A 22,155-nucleotide genomic window follows, 5' to 3' on the forward strand; every position below is an offset into this window, starting at 1 on the left:
TGCGAGGTACGACGACGTCGAGACCGCGGCGTCCCGACCCGAGGAGCACCCGTGAGCACCCACCGCGCCAGGCCGACACCGACAGGGACCACGGCGGCCAGGACCACGCCCGCCAGAACCACATTGACCGCCGCAGGGGTCGTGGCCCTCCTCGCGCTCGCAGGGTGCGCAGCCCAGGACGCGCCGGACACCGCGGGAACGGCGGCGTCCGCCGACCAGGCCAGCACGGCGACGTCCGCCCCGACGACGCCCGAGGACCAGGCCGACCCGGCGACGTCCGACAGCCCGGAGCCCGACGTCGTCGTGCCCGCCGCGCTCGACTTCACCGGCACCACCGTCGCGGGCGACGCCTTCGACGCCGCCGAGCTCGCCGGCGGGCCGGTCGTCCTGTGGTTCTGGGCGCCGTGGTGCACCATCTGCCGCGGCGAGGCCCCCGCGGTGTCGGACGTCGCCGCCGACCTCGCGGGCGACGTGACCTTCGTCGGGGTGCCCGGGCTGGGCCAGGTCGACGCGATGCAGGGCTTCGTCGACGACACGGGCGTCGACGGGTTCGCGCACGTCGTCGACGACGACGGCGCGCTGTGGCAGAAGTTCGGCGTGGTCTCGCAGCCGTCGTACGTGCTCGTCGGCGCGGACGGCTCGACCGAGCTCGTCGTGGGCGCGCTCGGGCACGACGCGCTCGCGACGCGCGCCGCCGACCTCGTGGACGGGTGAGCCGTGGACCTCGCGGTGGTCGACCCCGTCCTGCTCGGCCTCGCCCTCGTCGCCGGGGCCGTCGCGGCGTTCAACCCGTGCGGGTTCGCGCTGCTGCCCGCCTACCTGACGCTGCTCGTCGCGACCCCGCCGACGCCCGAGGAGGGCACGCAGTCCGCCGCGATCGGCCGGGCGGCACGGTTCACCACGGGCATGACCGTGGGCTTCGTGCTCGTGTTCGGGATCTTCGGCGTGCTGCTGACGACCCTCACGGTGTCGCTCGAGCGGTACCTGCCGGTCGTCACGATCGTCGTGGGGCTCGCCCTCGTGGGGCTCGGCGTGTGGCTGCTCACCGGGAGGTCGCTCGGCATCGGCGGCCTCGCGCGCTACGGCAGGGCGCCCCGCGCGTCCTGGGGGTCGCAGGTCGGGTACGGCGCGACGTTCGCGCTCGCGTCCCTGAGCTGCACGATCGCCCCGTTCCTCGCGGTCACCGCCGGCGCCGTGCGCGACGGCGGGCCGGTCGGCGTCGTCGCGACCTACGTGGTCTACGCGCTCGGCATGGGAGCCGTCGTCGGGGTGCTCGCGCTCGCCGCCGCGACCGCGTCGACCGGGCTCGTCGCCCGCATGCGCCGCGCCGCCCCCGTGATCTCGCGGCTCTCCGGGGCGCTGCTCGTGCTCGCGGGCGCGTACGTCGCCTGGTACGGCTGGTTCGAGCTGCGGGTCTTCGCGGGCGACGCGACGAGCGACCCCGTGGTCGGCGCGGCCGTCGAGGTGCAGTCCGCGATCACGCGCGCCGTCGCGTCGGTGGGCGTCGTGACGATCGTCGTGACGGCGGTGCTGGTCGCGCTCGTGACCGTGGGCGCGATCGTCGTCCGCCGCCGACGCACCGCCTGACGCGTGCGGTGGGAGTTCAGGGAACATCGGTCGTCCAGAGCCGGGCGTTCCCAGAGACTCGGGCGCTTCCGGAGATACCGGGAACGACGAAGGCCCGGACCGTCTGGTCCGGGCCTTCGTGCTACTTCACAAGTAGCGGGGGCAGGATTTGAACCTGCGACCTCTGGGTTATGAGCCCAGCGAGCTACCGAGCTGCTCCACCCCGCGTCGGTAGGTACGACTCTACGCGACCTGGGCCGGAAGACCAAATCATCGCGGCCCTGAGCAGCGGAGACGCCCGTCACACCGGCCGATGCCGGCGTGACGGGCGTCCCGTGTCACTGCCCGGAGAGCGCGTTCTCCGCCTCGACGGCCTGCTCGATCGCCGCCTTGAGCTGGTCCTGCGCCTCGCCGTAGGCCGCCCAGTCGCCGTCCGCGAGCGCAGCGTCCGCGGCGTCGTAGGCGGTCTGCATGTCGGCGAGCGCCTGGTCGAGCTGCGCCTGCGGGTCGGTGACGTCGCCCCCGCCGCCGGTCCCGGCGGTCGGTGCCGCGCTGGGCTCGGTCGTCGCGCTCGGCTCGGTCGTGGCGCTGGGCGCCGGCGTCGGGTCGGTCGTCGCGCCGTCGCCCTCGGCGGGTGCGTCGGGCACCTCGGAGGCCTTGTCGCCGTCGGCGTCGGCCGCGTCGACGCCCGAGTCGCCCCCGAACACCTGGTCGAGCGCCTCGTCGAGCGTGTCGGCGAACCCGATGGAGTCACCGAACGACACCTGGACCTTGCGCAGCAGCGGGATCTTGGGGGTGCCGGACGACTGCACGTACACGGGCTGCACGTACAGCAGGCCGCCGCCCACGGGGAGCGTGAGCAGGTTGCCCTTGATGACCTCGGAGCCGCCGCGGTTGAGGATGTTGAGCTCGTTCGCGATGTCGGCGTCAGAGTCGAACGCCGACTGCACCTGACCGGGTCCGGGCACGGTCGAGCTGCGTGGCAGCTCGAGCAGCCTGAGGGTGCCGTAGTCCGCGGACTTCTTGCCCGCCTCGTCGCCGGCCTCGGCGTCGACCGCGAGGAACCCGGTGAGGATCTCGCGGTCGGTGGTGCCACCGGGGATGAACGTCGACGTGAGCGAGAACTCGGGCGAGTCCTGGCCCGGCATCTGCAGCGTCAGGTAGTACGGCGGCTGCAGCGGCTTGTTGTCGCCGGGCACGGTCGGGTCGGTCGGGTTCCGCCAGTAGTCCTGGCCGGTGTAGAAGTCCCGCGCGTCGGTCACGTGGTACTGGGTCAGGAGCGAGCGCTGGACCTTGAAGAGGTCCTCGGGGTAGCGCAGGTGGCTCATGAGCCCGGCGGAGATCTCGTCCATGGGCTTGACGGCGGTCGGGAAGACCTTCTCCCACGCCTGCAGGACCGGGTCCTCGGGCTCCCACGAGTACAGGTCGACCGAGCCGTCGTACGCGTCGACGGTCGCCTTGACCGAGTTGCGCATGTAGTTGACCTTCTCGGGCGCGATCGCCTGGATCGACGCCGAGGAGTTGGTCAGCGAGTCCTGCGTCGCCTCGTCGATCGCGCGCTGCGCCGAGTACGGGTAGGCGTTCGAGGTCGTGTAGCCCTCGACGATGTACTTGACGCGTCCGTCGACGACGGCCGGGTACACGCGGCCGTCGAGCGTCAGGTACGGCGCGACCTTCTGCACGCGGGTGCGCGGGTCACGGTCGTAGAGGATCTGCGAGTCCTCGGTCACGCGGTCCGAGAACAGGATCTGCTCGGAGCCGAACTTGAGCGCGTAGAGCACCTTGGTCGCGAACGACCCGATGCTCGGGCCGGCGACGGTCCCGTCGGCCCCGAAGGTCGTCTTGACCTGGCCGTCGGTGCTGTCGTCCGGGTAGTCGAGCTCCCAGGGGTCGGTGCCCTCGGGCGCGCCGACGATCGAGTAGTTCTCGGTCTGCGGGCTGAAGTAGATGCGGGGCTCGTAGCCGTCGCCGAGCTCGGTCAGCTTGCCCGTCGAGGGGATGTCGCCCTCGTAGAACGCCGGGCGCCCGCCCGAGCCGGTCTGGCTGCCGTACGCGGCGACGACGCCGTACCCGTGCGTGTAGACCGTGTGGTCGTTGACCCAGGTGCGCTGCTCGTTGCCGAGGCCGCCGAGGTTGAGCTCGCGCACCGCGATCACGGTGTCCTCGCTCTTGTCGTCGAGCGTGTAGCGGTCGACCGCGAGGGTCGCGTCGAAGTTGTAGTACTGCTTGTTCTGCTGGTACTGCCGGAACGTGGGGCTCACGACCTGCGGGTCCAGGAGGCGGATCGACGCCGTCGTGTCGGCGTCCTCGCGCAGCGCGCCCTTGGTCGCCTCGGTCGTCGCGGTGTACGGCTGCGCCTCGACCTTGTCGAGACCGAACGCGTCGCTCGTGGCGTCGATGTTGCGCTGCACGTACGGCGCCTCGAGCTCCTGCTGGTTCGGGGCCACCTGGAAGCGCTGGACGATCGCGGGGTAGATGCCGCCGATCGCGATCGCGGAGACGACCATGAGCCCGACCCCGATCGCGGGCAGGCGCCAGTTGCCGATGATCGCCGCGACGACGAAGAGCGCCGCGACGCCCACGGCCAGGATCGCGAGGATCGTCTTGGACGGGATCACGGCGTTGACGTCGGTGTAGCTCGCGCCGTCGAACTTGTCGCCCTGGGAGTTGAGGATCGAGTAGCGGTCGAGCCAGTAGTTGACCGCGACCAGCAGCATGAGCAGCGCGGCGAGCACGGCGAGCTGGATGCGCGCGGCGCGCGTCGTGCGCGGGCCCTGGTTGGGCGCCCCGCCGATGCGCAGGCCGCCGTAGAGGTAGTGGGTCACGAGCGCGCCGATGCCCGAGACGATCACGACCGCGAGCAGGAACCCGACGAGGAACGTGAGGAACGGCAGCACGAACACGTAGAACGACAGGTCGAAGCCCCACTGCGGGTCGGCCTGCCCGAACGAGACCTTGTTCATCGCGAGCAGGACGGTCTGCCACTGCCCCGAGGCCGCCGTCCCCGCGAAGAACCCGATGAGCGCGGGCGCGCCCCACGTGACGACCTTGCGCAACGGCTCGACGGCCTCGCGGTACTGGTCGAGCGTCGCCTGCTCGGGGGTCGACGGCGCGTAGACCGGCCGCGAGCGGTAGGCGACCGAGAGCGACGCGAACAGCGCACCACCCATCACGAGGAACCCGACGGCGAACAGCGCGGCCCGCACGCCCCACTCGGTCCACAGGACCGACTCGTAGCCCAGCTGCGTGAACCACAGCACCTCGGTCCAGAACTGGGCGGCGAGCATCACGACGACCACGAGCGCGGCGACCACGACGAGCGCGATCACCAGCGGACGTCGTCCTCGGGGGCGTGCCGGCGCCTGCGGCGTCCGGCGGGGTGCATCAGCGAATGACACGGTGTGCGAACCTCTTCTTCGGGTGGCGACCGGTCGCTCGCGCGACCGCCTCGCCCATGGAACGTCCAGCGGCCCACCCAGGTTCCCACACACGTTCTCCCCAGTCCTGAGGGCGCGACCGACGTCTGGGATCCTGGACGCATGGAACCCGATGCCACGCCCCCCGCTCCGAGCCCCGAGCCCGCGTTCTCGGCCGCGCAGGTCGCGCTCGCCGACGCCGTGCGCGAGATCGAGCAGCACGTCGCCACGGCGGGCTGGGACGCCCCCGTTCGCCTGTTCGCCCTGGTCGAGACGTCGCAGGCGCTCGACGCCGACCCCACGCTCGCCGACCGGCTGCCCCCCGAGGTCGTCGCGACCGCGCGCGCCGAGCCGCGCCACCTGACGTCGGTCGAGCAGGAGCTCGACCCGACCGACGACCTCGAGGCGCTGCTGGGCCGGATCGGCTGGCCGCCCGCGGTCGCGGGCGCGGCCGTGGTCGTCGAGCGGATCGTCCTGCCGCCCGAGGCCGAGGACGACGTCCCCGCGGAGCACGAGGCCGCGCTCGAGCACCTCGCGAACCACCCGGACCGTCAGGACGTGCGGATCGCCGCGGGCGTGCTGCGCGAGGGCTCGACGTGGTGCGCGCTGCGCTCGCGCTCGCACGACGCCGACGACCAGGTCGCGTTCGGCCCCGACCTCGTGCCGGGGCTCACCGAGGCGCTGCGCGCAACGTTCGAGGACTGAGCGGCGTCAGCCCTTGCCCTCGACCGCCTGCTCGCACGTCGGCAGGCCGTCGGTGTCGTCCTGCCCGATGGCCGTGACGGCCGCGAGCGCCTCGGTGAGCGTGCTCACGGCCGTGACGTGCATCCCGTCGGGGACGTTGCCCACGACCTCGTTGCAGTTGCTCGTGGGGGCGAGGAACCACGTCGCGCCGTCGCGCTGCGCGCCGTAGAGCTTCTGCCGGATCCCGCCGATCGCGCCGACCTGCCCGTCGACGCTCATGGTGCCGGTCCCGGCGATCACGTGGCCGTTCGCCTCGTCCTCGGGCGTGAGCTTGTCGATGATCCCGAGCGCAAACATCGTCCCGGCGCTCGGGCCGCCGATGTCCTCGATCTGGATCTGGACGTCGACGGGCAGGTCGAACTGCTGGTCGAGGTAGACCCCGAGCGACGTGCGGCCCTGGATGTCGCTCATGGTGACGGTGACCGTGGTCGGCTCGCCGTCGCGCGTGACGCCGAGCTCCACGTCGTCGCCGGGCGAGGTCTTCGCGAGGTCGTCCACGAGGTCGTCGTACGTCACGAGCTCGTCGCCGTCGACGCTCGTGAGCACGTCGCCGTCGGCGACCACGCCCTCGGCGCCGCTGCCCTCGACGGTCCCGACGACCGTGAGCGTCGCGGGCACGGTGTACCCGAGCTCGGTCAGCGCGGCGACGGTCGCGCTCTCCTGCGACGACGTCATCTCGGCCTGGTTCTCGGCGTCGACCTCCTCGCGCGACTGGTCGAGGTCGAACACCGACTCGACGGGCACGACGGACCGCTTCTCGTCGACCCAGCCGCGCAGCACCGTGAGCGCGTCGGCCGGGAAGCCGGGGCCGCCCGAGACCGACACGGTCACGAGCCGCAGCTCGCCCGTGGCGGGGTAGGTCTGCTCGTCCTTGATCTGGATGAGCTCCTGCCCGTCCTGCGCGCCGAGCACGTCCTCGGTCGGGCCGGGGCCGCGCACCGCGTACGGTGCCGGCAGGAACGCCATGACGGCGACGATCGCGAGCGTCGCGAGCAGCGAGGCGGCGAGCGTCGTGGCCCGTCGCGTCGCGGGCTCCGGCTCGTAGTCCTCGGTCACGTCGGTGTCGGACGCCGCAGCCGGGCCCGGGACGGGTCCCGCGGTCGGGTCGGGGGTGGGTCGCTCGTCGCTCACCCGGCCATCATCGCCGATCGGTCCGTGCTCGGGCGACACGCCGCTCATCGGCCGCCGGCGCGCCGCCGCCACACCGCCGCGGTCGCGAGCACCGCGACCGCGGCGCCGGCGGCCCCGAGCGCCGCCGCGTCGCGTGCGTCGACCTTGCGCCGCCCGGGCACGGCGGCCGCGTCGCGCACCTGGGCGACCGCCGCGGCGCTCGACGTCGTGGACCGCCACCCGGCCTCGACGAGCCGTGCTGCCGTCACGGTCCACGGGTAGACCGCGAACGCGAGGTCCTGCGCGCCCGCGGGAAGCATGCGGGCGCGGTGCAGGCTCTCGGCCATCGAGAACGCGGTCGCGGCGGGCACCGTGATGGTGCGCAGCCCCGCGGCCGCGGCGGTCTCGTCGGCCGTGAGGAGGTCGGGTGCGCCGTCCGCGTCGACCGCGCCGACGGTCACGGCGCCCGTGAGCCCTTGCTCGACCACGACCCGCACGGCCTCGACGAGGTCGTCGACGTGCAGCATCTGCCAGCGGTGCGCGGCGCCGCGCACCACGAGCAGCCGAGGCGCGGTCAGGTGCCGGGTCAGCGCGGTGTCGACGCCCGGGCCCACGAGCACGGTCGGGCGCAGCACCGTGAGCGCCGCGACGCCCGAGACCGCGAGCTCGGACTCGACGTCGAGCACCTCGGGCAGCACGCCGCGCACGCCGTCGGCCGCGGTCGGCGGAGCGTCGTCGTCGTGCGGGAGCGCTCCCGGCGCCGCGCCGTGCACCACGGCGGACGTGATCGCCACGACCCGCTCGACGCCGGCAGCACGGGCCGCGTCGAGCGCCGCCCGCACGTCCGCCAGCACCTCGCCCGGGCGTCGCGCGGGCAGCTCGGCCACGGGCACCACGAGCACGAGGACGGTCGACGGCGTGAGCGGCGGCGCGTCGTCCGGCACGAGGGCCTCGGGGGCCAGCGCGGCGCGCACGAGCCGCGCGACCTGGCCGCGCCCGAGCACGACGACGTCGCTGCGCCCTGAGCGAACCTGCCCTGCCGACATGCCTGCGCCGCCCGTCCGGTGGGTCGGATTGTGGTTACCGTGGATCAGACGCTAACCCGAGGAGCCCCGATGAGCAGCAACACACCCGACGACCCGTCCGACCGGACGCCCGACGCCTGGGAGCAGATGCTGCGCTCGATGTTCGGGGCGGACGCCGACGAGGCCATGCGGCAGATGCGCGAGCGCGGCCTCGACCCGCAGGCCCTCGCGCGCGGCGTCGGCCTCGGCGACAACCCGCAGGCCATGAGCGCCGTCCTGGCCCAGGTGCAGCGCATGCTGTCCGCCTCGGGCGACGGACCCGTCAACACCGACGTCGCGCACGACGTCGCCCGGCAGGTCGCGGTGCGCGGCGGCGACCCCGTCGTCACCGGCGCGCAGGCGAAGTCCGCGCTCTCGGCCCTGTCGGTCGCCGAGCTGTGGCTCGACGCCGTGACCGACCTCCCGCCGGCCGGCGGCCCCGCGCGGGCGTGGAGCCGCTCCGAGTGGGTCGAGGCGACCCTGCCCGCGTGGAACGCGCTCGTGGCCCCCGTCGCCGGGTCGGTCTCGGCCGCGCTCGCGACCGTCATGCGCGACCAGCTCGGTGCGCTCGGCGACGAGATCGAGATCCCGGGCCTGCCGCAGGGCGCGCTCGGCGGCGCGCTCGGCGGGCTCGACCCCGCCGCGCTCATGCGACGCCTCGGCTCGGCCGTGTTCGGCATGCAGACCGGCCAGGCCGCCGGGACGCTCTCGCGCGAGGTCTTCGGCGCGACCGACGTCGGCGTCCCGCTGCTCGACGACCCCGCCACGGTGCTGCTGCCCGCGAACGTCGAGGAGTTCGCCGAGGGCCTCGACGCCCCGCTCGACGAGGTGCGGCTGTTCCTCGCGCTGCGCGAGGTCGCCCACGCCCGCCTGTTCACGCACGTGCCGTGGCTGCGCTCGCACCTGCTCGCGATCGTCGGCTCGTACGCGCGCGGCATCACGATCGACCTCGAGGCGCTCGAGGAGCGCGTGCGCGGCGTCGACATCACCGACACCGCGGCACTGCAGTCCGCGCTCAGCGGCAACGTGTTCCGCGGGCAGAACACGCCCGAGCAGCGCGAGACGCTCGGGCGGCTCGAGACCACCCTCGCGCTCGTCGAGGGCTGGGTCGACGAGGTCACCGCGACCGCCGCGCTCCCCCACCTGCCGCACGCCGTGCCGCTGCGCGAGATGGTGCGACGCCGTCGCGCCGCGGGCGGCCCCGCCGAGCAGGTGTTCGCCTCGCTCGTGGGCCTCGAGCTGCGGCCCCGCCGCTCGCGCGACGCCGCCGCCCTGTGGGCGTTCGTCACGTCGCAGACCGGCACCGCCGGGCGCGACGCCGTGTGGGACCACCCCGACCTGCTGCCCGACGCGCAGGACCTCGACGCGCCCACGCAGTACTATGCGCGCCGCGAGGCCGAGCAGGAGGTCGAGAGCGACCTCGACCGCGCGCTCGCGCAGATCTTCGACGAGGCCGCGGCCGAGGACGGTGCGGACGACGTCGGCGGTGAGGCACCCGGCCACGCGGCGTCCGACAGTGCCGGGAACGACAGTGCCGGGGACGACGACACGACGTCCGGCAACGGGACCGACCCCGCGGCGTCCGACAGTGCCGGGAACGGCAGTGCCGGGAACGGCAGTGCCGGGGACGACAGTGCCGGGAACGGCAGTGCCGGGCACGACGACGACGCGCCGGACGACGGGTCGCCCCGCTGACCTCGCTGCCCGGCCGTGGCGCCGCTGCCGGGTCTCGCTGCTGTTGTCTCGGCGCCGGGATCTCGCGGCCGTGAGGTCCCGGCCCGCGAAATAGGGCGGCGTCCGCTTTCTCCCCCGTGGTAGGAATCCTCCAGGATTCGACCGAGGGGGCGTCGTGAGCGACGGGCAGAGCACGGGCGGGCAGGACCCGAACGAGAACAGCACGGGCAGGCAGGGCCCGAGCGGGCAGGACGCGCGCTCGCGCCCCACCCCAGGGCGACGCATCGCCGCGTGGGCTCGCCGGCGCGGCTCGCGCTGGGTGCGGCTCCTGCGACTGCTGCCGCACGCCGGGCTGCCGCTCGTGCTCGGCGGCGTCGTGCTCGCGCTCGTGCTCGCGATCGCCCCGCTCGCCGTGATCGTGCTGCTGGGCCGCCTGCTCGGCCTGGTCGGCGCCGCGGTCGCGGGCACGCCCGACCCGGCCGCGGGATGGTGGGACGACGCGTACGCGGTCCTCGGCGTCGCGGTCGCGGTGCTCGTGGTGCAGCAGGTCCTCGCGCCGTACCTGACCGGGCTCGTCGAGGTCGCCTCGCGCCGGATCGACCAGTACTGCATCGACCGGCTGCTGCGCGCGTCCCTCGGCGACGCGCCCGTCTCGGCGCTCGAGTCCCCCGAGGCGCTCGACATCCTCGCCGACGCACGCGCCGCGTTCTCCCGCTGGTCGCGCACGCCCGGGGAGGCCGCCGCCGCGCTCGTCCCGCTGCTCTCGCGCTACGTGCAGCTCGTCGGCGCCGCGGTGCTCGTCGGCGTCGTGACGTCGCCCGCCGCCGGCCTGCTGATCGGCCTGACCGCGCTGGGCGTGCGGTTCGGCGTGCGCGGCACGCTCGGCCGGTACGGCCTGCTGTTCAACTCCCTCGCCGGGCACCGCCGCAAGGTCGCGTACCTGCGCGACCTCGCGACGACGTCGGCCGTGACCAAGGAGGTCCGCCTCCTCGGGATCCTGCCGTGGCTTCGCGCACGCCTGCGGGCCGACACCCTCGCGCAGTACGAGCCGCTGTGGGCCGGGAGCCGTCGTCTGCAGTTCTGGCCGTTCGTCGGCTTCGCGGGGATCGCCCTCGTGGGTGGTGCCGTGGTGCTCGGCCTCGTCGCGGACGCCGCGGCGACGGGCGCGGTCGGGCTCTTCGGGCTCGGCGTCGCGCTGCAGGCGGTGCTCGTCGCGATGCGGTTCGGCGTGTACTTCCCCGAATGCGACGTGCAGACCCAGTACGGGCTGCAGTCGTTCGAGGCGCTCGAACGGTTCGAGGCCCTCATCGCCGAGGGCACCGCGCCGCGCTCGGTGCTCGCCCCGCCGCCCGCGCCCGCGACGTCGATCCGCTTCGAGGGCGTCGGGTTCCGGTACGGCGACGACGCGCCGTGGGTGCTGCGCGGGCTCGACCTGACGATCGACGTCGGCCGCTCGACCGCCCTCGTGGGGCTCAACGGCGCCGGCAAGACGACCCTCGTCAAGCTCCTCGCGCGGCTCTACCAGCCCACCGAGGGGCGGATCACGGTCGACGGCGTCGACCTCGCCGACGTCGACGCCGCCGCGTGGCAGCAGCACCTCGCGCTGATCTTCCAGGACTACGTGCGCTACGAGCTCACCGCGGGCGAGAACATCGGGTTCGGCGCGCCGCACCTGCTCGACGACGACGCCGCGCTGCTCGACGCCGCGACGCGCGCGGGTGCCGCCGAGCTCGTCGGCTCGCTCGCCGACGGGCTGCGCACCGAGCTCTCGAGCCGGTACACCGGCGGGCGCGACCTCTCGGGCGGCCAGTGGCAGCGCGTCGCGCTCGCCCGCGCGCTCCTCGCGGTGCGCGGCGGCGCGTCGGTGCTCGTGCTCGACGAGCCGACCGCGCAGCTCGACGTGCGGGCCGAGGCCGAGTTCTTCGACCGGTTCCTCGCGACCGCGCACGGCGTCACGTCGCTCGTGATCTCGCACCGGTTCTCGACGCTGCGCCACGCCTACCAGATCGTCGTGCTCGAGCACGGCGCGGTCGTCGAGCAGGGCGACCACGCCGAGCTCATGGCCCTCGACGGGCGGTACGCGCACCTGTTCGAGCTGCAGGCGCAGCGCTTCCGCACGCCCGGGGCGGCGACGGGATCGGGTGCGTCGACCGCTGCGGCCGCCGGGTCGACGGCCGCGAGCGCCGCGACGACCACGACCACCACGAAGGAGACCGTCCGATGAGCAAGGTCTGGGGCGCCGCCCGCTTCATCCTCGCCCACGCCTGGGCGACCGACCGCCGCCGGCTCGTGGTCGCGACGTCGCTCATGGCGGTCGGCTACCTCTCGGCACCGCTCGTCGGCATCGCGCTCGGCGCACTGACCGACGCGACGGTCGCGGCCGACGTCTCGCTCGCGGTCTCGATCGGCGTCGCGGTCGCGCTGCTGCTCGTGCTCGAGCTCATGATGGGGCACTTCGCGCACCTGACCTACTTCGAGCTCGGCGACCTCCAGCAGGCGGCGCTGACCGACGAGGTCGCGGCGATCACGCACGGCGGCGCGGGGCTCGCGCAGTTCGACCGCCCCGAGTTCGCGCAGCGGCTCACGGTCGTGACCGAGGGGCTGCTGCGCGTACGCGTCGCGCTCGAGTCGACGCTCCAGCTCGGGGGCCTCGTGCTCCAGGTGCTCGCCACGACCGCGGTCCTCGCGGTCGTCGAGCCGTGGCTCGCACTGCTCCCGCTCGCCGCGGTGCCGCCCGTGCTGCTCGCCGACCGCGCGCAGAAGGTGCTCGACGTCGCGCGCGACGCGTCGGCGCAGGACGTCCAGCGCTCGCGTCACCTCGTCGAGATCGCCACGACCGGGTCGTCGGCCAAGGAGGTGCGCCTCTTCCGTGCGGCGGCGCCGCTCGCGGCCCGTCAGCGCGCCGCGTGGGGCGCGTCGACCGACCGCCTCGCGGCCGCGCACGCCCGCTCGGCGACGCTGCGTGCGGCCGGGCAGGTGTGGTTCGCGCTCGCGTACGGCGCGGCCGTTCTGCTCGTGGTGCGCGAGGCCCTGACCGGTGCGGGCAGCGCAGGCCAGGTCGTGCTCGTCGTGACCCTCGCGGTCCAGGTGAGCGTCCAGGTCTCGGGCGCGCTCGCGCTGCTCGGCGCGCTCCAGGGCGTCGGTCGCACGGTCGAGCACATCGAGGCCCTGCGCGCGACGTCCGCGGGCCCGGACGGCGCGGACCCGGACGGCGCGGACGCGGCGGTGTCATGGGCGGCAGGACCGGCCGCCGCAGTGCATGAGGGCGAAGCCGTGCCCGCCGGTGCAGCGGTGCCCGACGGTGCAGCCGTGCCCGACGGTGCGGTGCCCGTACGCCTCGCGCGCGGCCTGCGCCTCGAGGACGTCACCTTCACCTACCCCGGCAAGGACGTCCCGGTGCTGCGCGGCGTCTCGCTCGACGTGCCCGCGGGCAGCACGCTCGCGCTCGTCGGCGAGAACGGCGCGGGCAAGTCGACGCTCGTCAAGATCCTCTGCGGCCTGTACCGCCCGACCTCGGGCCGGGTCCTGGTCGACGGCGTCGACCTCGCCACGCTGTCGGACGCCGCGTGGCAGGCCCGCGTCGCGACGTTGTTCCAGGACTTCGCACGCTTCCAGCTGCGGGTGCGCGACGACGTCGGCACGGGTCGGGTCGAGGCGCTCGACGACGACGCAGCGCTCGCCGGGGCCCTCGACCGCGCGCGGGCGACCTCGCTCGTCGACGCGATGCCGGACGGGCTCGACACGCTGCTCGGTACGGCGTACGCCGACGGGCGCGACCTCTCAGGTGGCCAGTGGCAGACGCTCGGGCTCGCGCGCACCCTCATGCGCGAGGACCCGCTGCTCGTGGTGCTCGACGAGCCGGCCGCGGCGCTCGACCCGACCGCCGAGCACGCGCTGTTCGAGCGGTTCGTGGTGCACGCCGACGCGTCGCGCGCCGCGGCCGGGGCGATCACCTGCTTCGTGTCACACCGCTTCTCGACCGTGCGCGACGCCGACCAGATCGTCGTGCTCGACGGCGGCGTGATCGTCGAGTCCGGCGACCACGCGGCGCTCGTCGCCCAGGGCGGGACCTACGCCGAGCTGTTCGCGCTGCAGGCCGAGGCGTACTCCTGAGCCCGGCGCACCCTGACCCCGGTGCACCCCGCCCCCTGACGGACGGGACACCACCGAGACGCTCATGACACCATCGCGACACCATTGCTCTTGCAGTGGTGTCGCGATGGTGTCATAGTGGCGTCATGGAACTCACGCGCTACGTCGACGAGCTGCACCACCAGCTCACCACCGCGGCCGCCGCCGGCGGCGAGGAGGCCCGCGAGACCGCCGAACGACTCACCGCCGCGCTCGACCCCGCGGTCCGGCTCGTGCTGCTCGACGCCCTCGCGACCGCGGCGGCCGAGATCACGGCCGAGCTCGCCCCGGGGTCCGTCGAGGTCCGCCTGCGCGGCCGAGAGCCCGAGCTCGTCGTCACCCCCGTCGCCGAGCCGGACCGCGCCGACCGCGTCGAGCCCTCGCCGGCACCCGCGGCACCACCCGTCCTCGACCCCGAGGACGTGAGCACCTCACGCACGACCCTCCGTCTGCCCGACCAGCTCAAGTCCCAGGTCGAGGCCACCGCCGCCCGCGAGGGCGTGTCGGTCAACACGTGGCTCGTGCGCGCCGTCGCCGCACGCCTCGCACCCGTCACCCCCGACGCACCCCGGAGCAGCACGCCCGGCCGGCTGACCGGCTGGGTCCGCTGAGCCGGGACCCCTGACACCCACGAGCACGCATCACCACGCACCACGCACCCCGCACTCCGCACTCCGCACTCCGCACTCCGCACTCCGCACCACGCACCACGCAGCACGACGACGCACCACAACGACGCACCGCCAGTATCCGGCGACCACCTCGCCGGCCCGCCGCAGGCCCACCGCCTGACCGTCGCCCCGCACCGGACCACCGGCCCGGGGACCCGCACCGAGGAGTCACCATGCCTGTTTTCGCGACCCCAGAACCGATCGTCGCCGTCGTCGACCTCGCCGGCGGCACCCTCACCGTCGTCGCCTCGGACCGCACGGACACCGAGGTCACGGTCACCCCGAGCGACCCAACCCGACCCGGCGACGTCCGCGCCGCGAACGAAGCCGTCGTCGAGCTGCACGACGACACCCTGACCGTGCGGATCAACCGGTCGTGGCGCACCTACTCGCCGTTCGGCTCGAACAGGTCGGCGGACGTGACGATCGCGCTCCCGTCCGGGTCGCGCCTCGAGGGCGGGTCGCTCGGGCCGCTCCTGGCCACCGGCCGGCTCGGCGCGTGCACGTTCACGAGCCGCGCGGGCGACGTGCGGGTCGACGAGGCCCACGCGCTCGACCTGCGGGCCAGCGCCGGCGCCGTCGTCGTCGGCCGCGCGACCGGCCCGACGTCCGTCGTCGCCTCCGCCGGTCAGGTCCGGCTGCGCGAGGTCACGGGCGACGCGGTCGTCAAGAACACCGTGGGCTCGACCGAGGTCGGCGAGAGCACGGGCACGCTGCGCGTCAACGGCGCGCACGGCGCGGTGACCGTCACGCGCTCGCTCGGCGAGACCACGGTGCGCACGGCCCACAGCGCGATCCGGGTCGAGGAGGCCGCGGGCGGCACGCTGCGCCTCGAGAACTCCTCGGGCTCGATCGACGTCGGCATCCCCGAGGGCACCGCGGCCTGGGTCGACGCGACGTCCGACAAGGGCGTCGTGCGCAACCTCCTGACCGAGGTCCCCACGCCCGACGCGGCCGACCGGACCGTCGAGGTCTGCGCCCGCAGCGGGTGGGGCGACGTCGTCGTCCGCCGCCCGCACGCCTGACCACCCAGCACCCCGCACCCAGCACCCAGCACCCAGCACCCAGCATCAGGAGGAACCATGAGCCCCACCGCTCCCGGCCCCGCGATCGAGGTCGCGGGACTGCACAAGTCGTACCGGTCGCGCGCCGGCGAGCATCCGGTGCTCACGGGCGTCGACCTCACGGTCCCCGCGGGGACCGTCACCGCCCTGCTCGGTCCCAACGGCGCGGGCAAGACCACGGCCGTCGGGGTCCTGTCGACGCTGCTGCGGCCCGACGCGGGCACCGTGCGGGTCGCGGGGCACGACGTCGTCCGCGACCCTGACGCGGTGCGCGCGAGGATCGGCGTGACCGGCCAGGTCAGCGCGGTCGACGACCTCCTCACGGGCGCGGAGAACCTGCGCCTGGTCGCCGACCTGCTGCACCTCGGGCGGGCCGCGGGCCGTCGCCGCGTCACGGACCTGCTCGACCGGTTCGGCCTCGCCGACGCGGCCGGCAAGCGCGTCGCGACCTACTCGGGCGGCATGCGCCGCAAGCTCGACCTCGCGATGACGCTCGTGGGCGAGCCCGACGTCGTGTTCCTCGACGAGCCCACCACGGGCCTCGACCCGCGCAGCCGCCGCGCGCTGTGGGACGAGGTGCGTGCGCTCGTCGCCGCGGGCACCACGATCCTGCTCACGACCCAGTACCTCGAGGAGGCCGACCACCTGGCCGACGCGGTCGCGGTGCTCGACGGCGGCCGCGTCGTCGCGCACGGCACGCCCGACGAGCTCAAGGCCGCGCACGACGCGGGCTCGCTCGACGACGTGTTCCTCGCCCTGACCGAGCCGCCCGCCGCGACGGACGGGACGACGGACGGAACGACGAGCAGCACGACGAGCGGCACGACCGACGGGACCCACGAGACCTCCGAGACCACCGAGAAGGAGACCCTGCGATGACCACCGTGGACCTCGCCGCACCGGCGACCCGCACCGCACCGCGCCCGCTCGCGGACGTCGTGACCATGACACGCCGCAACCTGCTCCGTGCGGTCCGCTACCCCGGGCTCACGATGTTCCTCGTCGCGGGCCCGCTCGTGATGCTCCTACTGTTCGTCTACGTCTTCGGCGGGGCGTTCGGCGCCGGGGTCGCCCCGGGCGTCGAGCCGGGCGCCGAGGGGCGGGCCGCCTACCTGGACTACATCGCGCCCACGCTGCTCGTGCTGACCGTGGTCGGCGCCGGGCAGTCGGTCGCGATCGGCGCCGCGATGGACGCCGCGGGCGGGATCATGGCGCGGTTCCGCACCATGGCGATCTCCCCCGGCTCGGTGCTCTCGGGGCAGGTCGTCGGCACCGTGCTCCAGTCGCTCGCCGCCGTGGCGCTCGTACTCGGCGCCGCGCTCGCGATGGGCTACCGCCCCGCCGCGGACGCCGCGGACTGGCTCGCGCTCGTCGGGTTCCTCGTCCTGCTCGGCGTCGCGCTCGCCTGGGCGTGCGTGGGCATGGGGCTCAGCGCGCGCAGCGTCGAGTCGGCCAGCAACACGCCCATGATCCTGCTGCTCTTGCCGTTCCTCGGCAGCGGGTTCGTCCCGGTCGAGACCATGCCGACCGCGGTCCGCTGGTTCGCCGAACACCAGCCGTTCACGCCGATCATCGACACGACGCGGGGGCTGCTCGCGGGCGGACCGCTCGACGCCGCGGTCACCGCGCAGGCCGTCGCCTGGTGCGTGGTCATCGGCGTGGCCGGGTACGCGTGGTCACGGTCGCTGTTCCGGCGCGAACGCCGCGCCTGAGCTCTGACCTGCTCACCCGCCTGACCTGCTCGAACAGCACTGCCCGGCGCGGGCTGGACCGTCCTGTGCCGACTACGCCGAGACCGCGCCCGCGGGCGCGAGCGCGGTCTCGGCGTCGTCCGACAGCGCGTCGTCGGACAACGCGTCGTCCGAATCAGCGTCGTCCACATCAGTGTCGTCCGAATCAGCGTCGTCCGACTCCGTGTCGGACGGCGCGTCCCCGGCCTGGTCCCGCCCGTACGCCACGCCCTCGAGGAACCCGCGGGCACGCTCGGTACGCGGGTACGACTCGAGCAGCGCCCAGAACCCCGGGCCGTGCCCCGCGTGGAGCAGGTGCGCGAGCTCGTGCAGCAGCACGTAGTCGAGCACCCACCCGGGCATGCCCTGCACGCGCGTCGAGATGCGGATCGAGCCGTCGATGAGGGTGCACGACCCCCAGCGCTTGTCCTGGTTCGCCGCCCAGCGCACGCTCGTGGGGTGGGCGCGACCGCCGAGGTACTTGGTCGCGAGATCGGTGGCGCGCTCGAGGAGCTCGTCGTCGGAGGGCCTGCGTCGGCGCTCCTTGTCCGCGAGCCGGTCGAGCATGCGCTGCACCCACTCGCGCTCCTGAGCGCGGGTGAAGCGCGCGGGGATCGCGACGATCGTGCGCTGACCGTCCCGATACGCGCTCACCGTGCTCTTGCGCCGTCGGCTGCGGCGCACCTCCACGGTCGTGTCCGTGTCGTGTGCCACCCCCCGACCGTAGCGGGTCGCGTGACGAAACGCACACCCTGACCCGGCCGTCCCTCGAGAGAACCTCGACCTGTGGAGAACCCGCGGGGCGCCTCCGGCGCGTGCGACGCTTCAGCACGACGCACCCCGAGGAGGCCAGCGATGTCCACGATCCCAGCCGTCGAGCCGTCCCCGGCCGTGCCGGTCGCCGCGGCCGGCCCGCCGTCGCACGCGGCCCGGCAGGCACCGCCGACGCAGCTCACGGGCCGGCTTCGTCAAGGGACGGTGCTGCTCCGGTCGGCGGAGTCCCAGGTCCAGGTCGGGCTCGACCCCCGCTGGGCCGTGCGGCTCGACGGCGTCCGGCAGCACGAGCTCGCCTGGCTGCAGCGGGTGGCCCTCGGCACCCGGACCGCGGAGCGCGCGGCGCTCGAGCTCGGGGTCACGCCCGAGCGCGCCGCGCACGTCTGGGCCGCGCTGCGCGACGGAGGGCTCGTGGTCGACGACCACCCCGCCGACGTCGACGGCTCACGCTCGGCCGACCTGCGCAGCCTGTGCCAGCTGCGCGAGGACGGGCAGGGGCAGGCGGTCCTCACGGCCCGCGCCCTGCGCCACGTGGGCGTCTCCGGCCTCGGTCGGCTCGGGCTCGCGATCGCCACGGCGCTCGCGACCGCGGGCGTCGGCCGGATCGTGCTCGACGACCTCGGGGTCGTGCAGAGCACCGACGTCGGGCTCGGCGGCTACGACGCGCAGGACGTGGGCACGCCACGCGTGCGCGCGGCCGAGAGGCACGTGACCCGGACGTCGCAGGCGACGTGCTCCACGACGGTCGACCGACCGCTCGACGCGCTCGTCGTCGTCGACCAGTGGGCGACCGACGCGGCACGCCACGCGCGCGCGACCGGCGACGGCGTGCCCGTGCTGTCGGCGCTGGTCGGCGAGGCGGGCGTCACGGTCGGGCCGCTCGCGGTCCCGGGGCGCACGGCGTGCCTGCGCTGCATCGAGCTCGCGCACCAGGACGCCGACCCGGGATGGCCCGCGGTCGCGGCGCAGCTGCGCGAGCGTGGTCGGCTCGAGGCGACGACCGAGACGACGACGTGCGCGACCGCCGCGGGGATCGCGGCGGCCCAGGTGCTCGTGCTGCTCGACGGCGGACTGCCGAGCACCGCGTCACGCGTCGTCGAGGTACTCGCCCCCGAGGCCGTGCCCCGCACCACGGACGTCGCCCCGCACCCGGCGTGCGGGTGCGGGGCGATCACCGGCCGCTGAGGATCGCTCGTCCGACGTCGGTGGCCCCGGGCCTCCGACGTCGCGCGAACGACTCCCAGGCGGTCGCCGTCACGCTGCTCGCGCTCAGGCGACCGCCGACGCAGCCTGCGCCGCGGCCTCCGCCTCGGCGGCGCGCTCGAGGAGCTCCGCCTTCGAGGGGCGGCCACGGCCGCGCTTGCGTGCCACGACCGCGCCGTCGACGAAGACCTCGCCGCCCCACACGCCCCAGGGCTCCTCGCGCTCGATCGCGCCCGCGAGGCAGCCGGCCCGGAGCGGGCAGTCCTGGCACAGGGCCTTGGCCTGCTCGACGTCCCGGGCCCGCTCGGCGAACCAGAGCTCAGGGTCGTTCGTGCGGCACGGCAGCACCTCGGCGAGCAGGCGGTCGAACTCCGCCGACTCCGCGAGCCGTTCGGTCGTGCGCGGCTGCGTCGCCGCGCGCTGGGTGCCCGTCGAGGCGGGACGGGCTGTCACGGGCGGGGTCGCGGACGTCGTGGTCCACGGTCCGGAGCCGCCCTCGGTGGTCAGGGTGTCGAGCAGCGCGGTGAGCCGCACGAGGTCCTCCCAAGATGTCCTGATGTGATTCGTTCGTCGTGTCAGGACCGGAAGCGACCGGGTGAGAGCCTCGTGGATGCACGAAGGCCGCGGGTCCTGGATGGACTCCGCGGCCTGGGGTGCTGGTGTCGTCAGACCAGCGACGTCCTGGAGGCGGAGTCGGGAGCGATGAGGGCAGAGTCGTACCCTGCGCGTGAGCGAGCGGGCACGAACCCATGGAGAGTCGGCATCCCCGCCGTGCTCACCAGCATGTTCTTGGTCTTCATCGCTTCGCTCACCACCTCTCACCTCGTGCCGGCACCTTTCGGCGCGCGGACCTCTTCTCGGACACGTAGAACACTAGGCGCCCTCCGTGAGGGGCGCAACGTAATTAACGACGACTTTCGAGATTCTTCTCAGGAGGCCGGCGCACGGCCCACGATCTCGAGGATCGTGGCCCCGTAGCGGTCGATCTTTGCCGGGCCGATCCCGTTGACGCGGGCCAGGTCGGCGACCGACCGGGGGCGCGACTCGGCGATGTCCGCGAGGGTCTGGTCGACCAGGACCGTGAAGGCGGGCTTGTCGGTCTCGGCCGCGACGCCGCGACGCCACTCGCGCAGCTCGTCGAAGAGCGCCTGGTCGTGCGCGCCCTCGAGCGGCTGACGCACCGAGCTCCTGCCCGCGCGGCGGGGCCGCGGCTCCTCCGGGTCCTGAGGCCACAGCCCGTCCAGGAACCGGGTCCGCTTGCGCGACGCCCTGCCCCCGGGGTTGCGCGAGCGCCCGTACGAGATCTCGAGGTGCTCGCGCGCGCGGGTGATCCCGACGTAGAGCAGCCTGCGCTCCTCGGCGACCGCGGCGTCGGTGTCGGCGAGCGAGATCGGCATGAGCCCCTCGCTCATGCCGACCAGGAACACGGCGTCCCACTCGAGGCCCTTCGCCGCGTGCAGCGACGCGAGCGTCACGCCCGCGACGGTCGGGGCGTGCTGCGACGCGGCCCGCTCGTCGAGCTCGGCGACGAACCCCGCCACCGTCGCCGGCGTGCCCTCGAGTGCCAGCGCGGCGACGTCGTCCGCGAGCGCGACCACGGCCTGCAGGGACTCCCACCGCTCCCGCGCCGCCCCGCGCGCGGCGGGTGCCTCGTGGGCCCAGCCGGCGCTCATGAGGACGTCGCGGACGGTCTCGGGCATCGGCACGAGCGGGTCGGCCGAGCGCGCCGCGCCGCGCAGCAGCAGGATCGCGTCGCGCACCTCCTTGCGCTGGAAGAACCGCTCGCCGCCCCGCACGAGGTAGCCGATCCCGGCGTCCGCGAGGGCCGCCTCGAACCCGGCGGACTGCGCGTTGGTCCGGTAGAGCACCGCGATCTCGCTCGCGGGCGTGCCCGCGTCGATCAGCCGGCCGATCCGCTGCGCGACGCCGGCGGTCTCCGTCTCGTCGTCGTCGTACGCGGTGTACGACACGGGCGGGCCCGCGGGACGCTGCGCGACGAGCTCGAGCGGGGCGCTCGGGCCCGACCGTCGACCCTTGTGCGCGAGCAGCTTGTTCGCGAGGTCGACCACCTGGGGCGTCGAGCGGTAGTCGCGCACGAGCCGCACGACGTGGGCCTTCGGGTACGTGCGCGAGAACGTGAGCAGGTGGTGCGGCGTCGCGCCCGTGAACGAGTAGATGGTCTGGCTCGGGTCGCCCACGACGCACAGCTCGTCGCGACCGCCGAGCCACTGGTCGAGCACGAACTGCTGCAGCGGCGAGACGTCCTGGTACTCGTCGACCACGAAGTGCTTGTACTGGCGGCGCACCTCGCCCGCGACGTTGGGGTGCGACGCGAGCATGTCGCCCAGCATGAGCAGGACGTCCTCGAAGTCGATCACGCTGCGCTCGGTCTTCGTGTCCTCGTACGCGGTGATCAGGCGTGCGACCGTCTTGTGGTCGTAGCCCGCGACGGGCTCACGGCCGATCGAGCTCGCGGCGTGGACGTAGTCCTCCGCCGTGACCATCGAGACCTTGGACCACTCGATCTCGGACGAGAGGTCACGGATCGCGATGCGGTCGACCGAGATCCCGACCCGTCGCGCGGCCTCCGCGACCACGGGTGCCTTGTGCTCGAGGATCCGGGGCGGCGCCCCGCCCACGACCTGCGGCCAGAAGTACGCCATCTGCCGCAGCGCGGCCGCGTGGAACGTGCGCGCCTGGACGCCTGCGACGCCGAGCTCGCGCAGCCGGGTGCGCATCTCCCCCGCGGCCCGGGCCGTGAACGTGACCGCGAGCACCGTCGTCGGGGAGTAGACCCCCGTGCGCACGCCGTAGGCGATGCGGTGCGTGATCGCGCGCGTCTTGCCCGTGCCCGCCCCGGCGAGCACGCAGACCGGCCCGCGCAGCGCGAGCGCGACCTCGCGCTGGTCCGGGTCGAGGGCGTCGAGGAGCGCGTCGGCCGGGGCCGACGCCAGGGACGTGGGGTGCGCGGTGGAGTCCATCACCGCGATTCTCGCAGGCCCCGCCGA

At 74.3% G+C, this 22,155-nt stretch carries 17 protein-coding genes and 1 tRNA gene; 11 read left to right on the plus strand and 7 right to left on the minus strand.

Going from position 1 to position 22,155, the window contains the following annotated elements; translation table 11 throughout:
- The first annotated feature begins 123 nt into the window (after positions 1-123).
- Positions 124-714: a redoxin domain-containing protein gene (locus tag CLV28_RS01465; RefSeq protein ID WP_203968287.1), complete on the plus strand. Its 591-nt coding sequence runs from the start codon at positions 124-126 to the stop codon at positions 712-714.
- Positions 715-717: 3 nt separating this feature from the next.
- On the plus strand, positions 718-1,587 hold the full coding sequence (locus tag CLV28_RS01470; RefSeq protein ID WP_203968285.1) for a cytochrome c biogenesis CcdA family protein: 870 nt from the start codon (positions 718-720) through the stop codon (positions 1,585-1,587).
- 133 nt (positions 1,588-1,720) lie between these two features.
- Here the strand turns inward: CLV28_RS01470 and CLV28_RS01475 are convergent.
- Both CLV28_RS01475 and CLV28_RS01480 read right to left on the minus strand, forming a co-directional pair.
- A tRNA-Met gene (locus tag CLV28_RS01475) sits at positions 1,721-1,794 on the minus strand.
- A gap of 110 nt (positions 1,795-1,904) precedes the next feature.
- Positions 1,905-4,964: a UPF0182 family membrane protein gene (locus CLV28_RS01480; RefSeq protein WP_100421530.1), complete on the minus strand. Its 3,060-nt coding sequence runs from the start codon at positions 4,962-4,964 to the stop codon at positions 1,905-1,907.
- A gap of 141 nt (positions 4,965-5,105) precedes the next feature.
- On the opposite strand from CLV28_RS01480, the gene CLV28_RS01485 reads away from it, so the two are divergent.
- On the plus strand, positions 5,106-5,687 hold the full coding sequence (locus tag CLV28_RS01485) for a PPA1309 family protein (RefSeq protein ID WP_100421531.1): 582 nt from the start codon (positions 5,106-5,108) through the stop codon (positions 5,685-5,687).
- Positions 5,688-5,693: 6 nt separating this feature from the next.
- Here CLV28_RS01485 and CLV28_RS01490 read toward each other — a convergent pair whose 3' ends face one another.
- Together CLV28_RS01490 and CLV28_RS01495 are read right to left on the minus strand one after the other, a co-directional pair.
- Positions 5,694-6,857 carry a YlbL family protein gene (locus tag CLV28_RS01490; protein ID WP_239073363.1) on the minus strand — a complete coding sequence of 388 codons (1,164 nt, stop codon included), beginning with the start codon at positions 6,855-6,857 and terminating at the stop codon, positions 5,694-5,696.
- Between the two features lie 44 nt (positions 6,858-6,901).
- The gene (locus tag CLV28_RS01495; protein ID WP_100421532.1) at positions 6,902-7,882 is read right to left on the minus strand and encodes a Rossmann-fold NAD(P)-binding domain-containing protein; all 981 of its coding nucleotides are present in this window, start codon (positions 7,880-7,882) and stop codon (positions 6,902-6,904) included.
- A gap of 69 nt (positions 7,883-7,951) precedes the next feature.
- Here CLV28_RS01495 and CLV28_RS01500 point away from each other — a divergent pair, with 69 nt between their 5' ends.
- The 7 genes from CLV28_RS01500 (at position 7,952) to CLV28_RS01530 (ending at position 17,152) form a co-directional block, all read left to right on the plus strand.
- A complete protein-coding gene (locus tag CLV28_RS01500; protein WP_100421533.1) occupies positions 7,952-9,595 on the plus strand; it encodes a zinc-dependent metalloprotease in 1,644 nt (547 codons plus the stop codon).
- Positions 9,596-9,749: 154 nt separating this feature from the next.
- Positions 9,750-11,798, plus strand: coding sequence for an ABC transporter ATP-binding protein (locus CLV28_RS01505; RefSeq protein WP_203968284.1), 2,049 nt, complete (start codon positions 9,750-9,752; stop codon positions 11,796-11,798).
- Positions 11,795-13,687, plus strand: a complete 1,893-nt coding sequence (locus CLV28_RS01510; protein WP_100421534.1) for an ABC transporter ATP-binding protein — start codon at positions 11,795-11,797, stop codon at positions 13,685-13,687. The genes CLV28_RS01505 and CLV28_RS01510 overlap by 4 nt, the downstream gene beginning before the upstream one ends.
- A gap of 125 nt (positions 13,688-13,812) precedes the next feature.
- Positions 13,813-14,316, plus strand: coding sequence for a histidine kinase (locus tag CLV28_RS01515; protein ID WP_100421535.1), 504 nt, complete (start codon positions 13,813-13,815; stop codon positions 14,314-14,316).
- Positions 14,317-14,549: 233 nt separating this feature from the next.
- Entirely contained in the window at positions 14,550-15,401 is an 852-nt protein-coding gene (locus CLV28_RS01520; RefSeq protein ID WP_100421536.1) for a DUF4097 family beta strand repeat-containing protein, read from the plus strand.
- A 57-nt stretch (positions 15,402-15,458) separates the two neighbouring features.
- Entirely contained in the window at positions 15,459-16,319 is an 861-nt protein-coding gene (locus CLV28_RS01525) for an ABC transporter ATP-binding protein (protein WP_100421537.1), read from the plus strand.
- Positions 16,316-17,152 (plus strand): ABC transporter permease, encoded by an 837-nt coding sequence (locus CLV28_RS01530; protein ID WP_100421538.1) that lies wholly within the window; start codon positions 16,316-16,318, stop codon positions 17,150-17,152. Before CLV28_RS01525 ends, CLV28_RS01530 begins: the two co-directional genes overlap by 4 nt.
- 72 nt (positions 17,153-17,224) lie before the next feature.
- On the opposite strand, the gene CLV28_RS01535 is transcribed toward CLV28_RS01530, so the two are convergent.
- Positions 17,225-17,884: a YgjP-like metallopeptidase domain-containing protein gene (locus tag CLV28_RS01535; RefSeq protein ID WP_100421539.1), complete on the minus strand. Its 660-nt coding sequence runs from the start codon at positions 17,882-17,884 to the stop codon at positions 17,225-17,227.
- A 141-nt stretch (positions 17,885-18,025) separates the two neighbouring features.
- Here CLV28_RS01535 and CLV28_RS01540 point away from each other — a divergent pair, with 141 nt between their 5' ends.
- The gene (locus CLV28_RS01540; RefSeq protein WP_100421540.1) at positions 18,026-19,129 is read left to right on the plus strand and encodes a ThiF family adenylyltransferase; all 1,104 of its coding nucleotides are present in this window, start codon (positions 18,026-18,028) and stop codon (positions 19,127-19,129) included.
- 84 nt (positions 19,130-19,213) lie between these two features.
- Here the strand turns inward: CLV28_RS01540 and CLV28_RS16165 are convergent, their stop codons facing one another.
- Positions 19,214-19,681, minus strand: coding sequence for a WhiB family transcriptional regulator (locus CLV28_RS16165; RefSeq protein ID WP_100421541.1), 468 nt, complete (start codon positions 19,679-19,681; stop codon positions 19,214-19,216).
- Between the two features lie 395 nt (positions 19,682-20,076).
- On the minus strand, positions 20,077-22,128 hold the full coding sequence (locus tag CLV28_RS01550) for an ATP-dependent helicase (protein WP_100422320.1): 2,052 nt from the start codon (positions 22,126-22,128) through the stop codon (positions 20,077-20,079).
- Positions 22,129-22,155 lie beyond the last annotated feature (27 nt).

This window comes from Sediminihabitans luteus, assembly GCF_002797595.1.
Lineage (GTDB): Bacteria > Actinomycetota > Actinomycetes > Actinomycetales > Cellulomonadaceae > Paraoerskovia > Paraoerskovia lutea.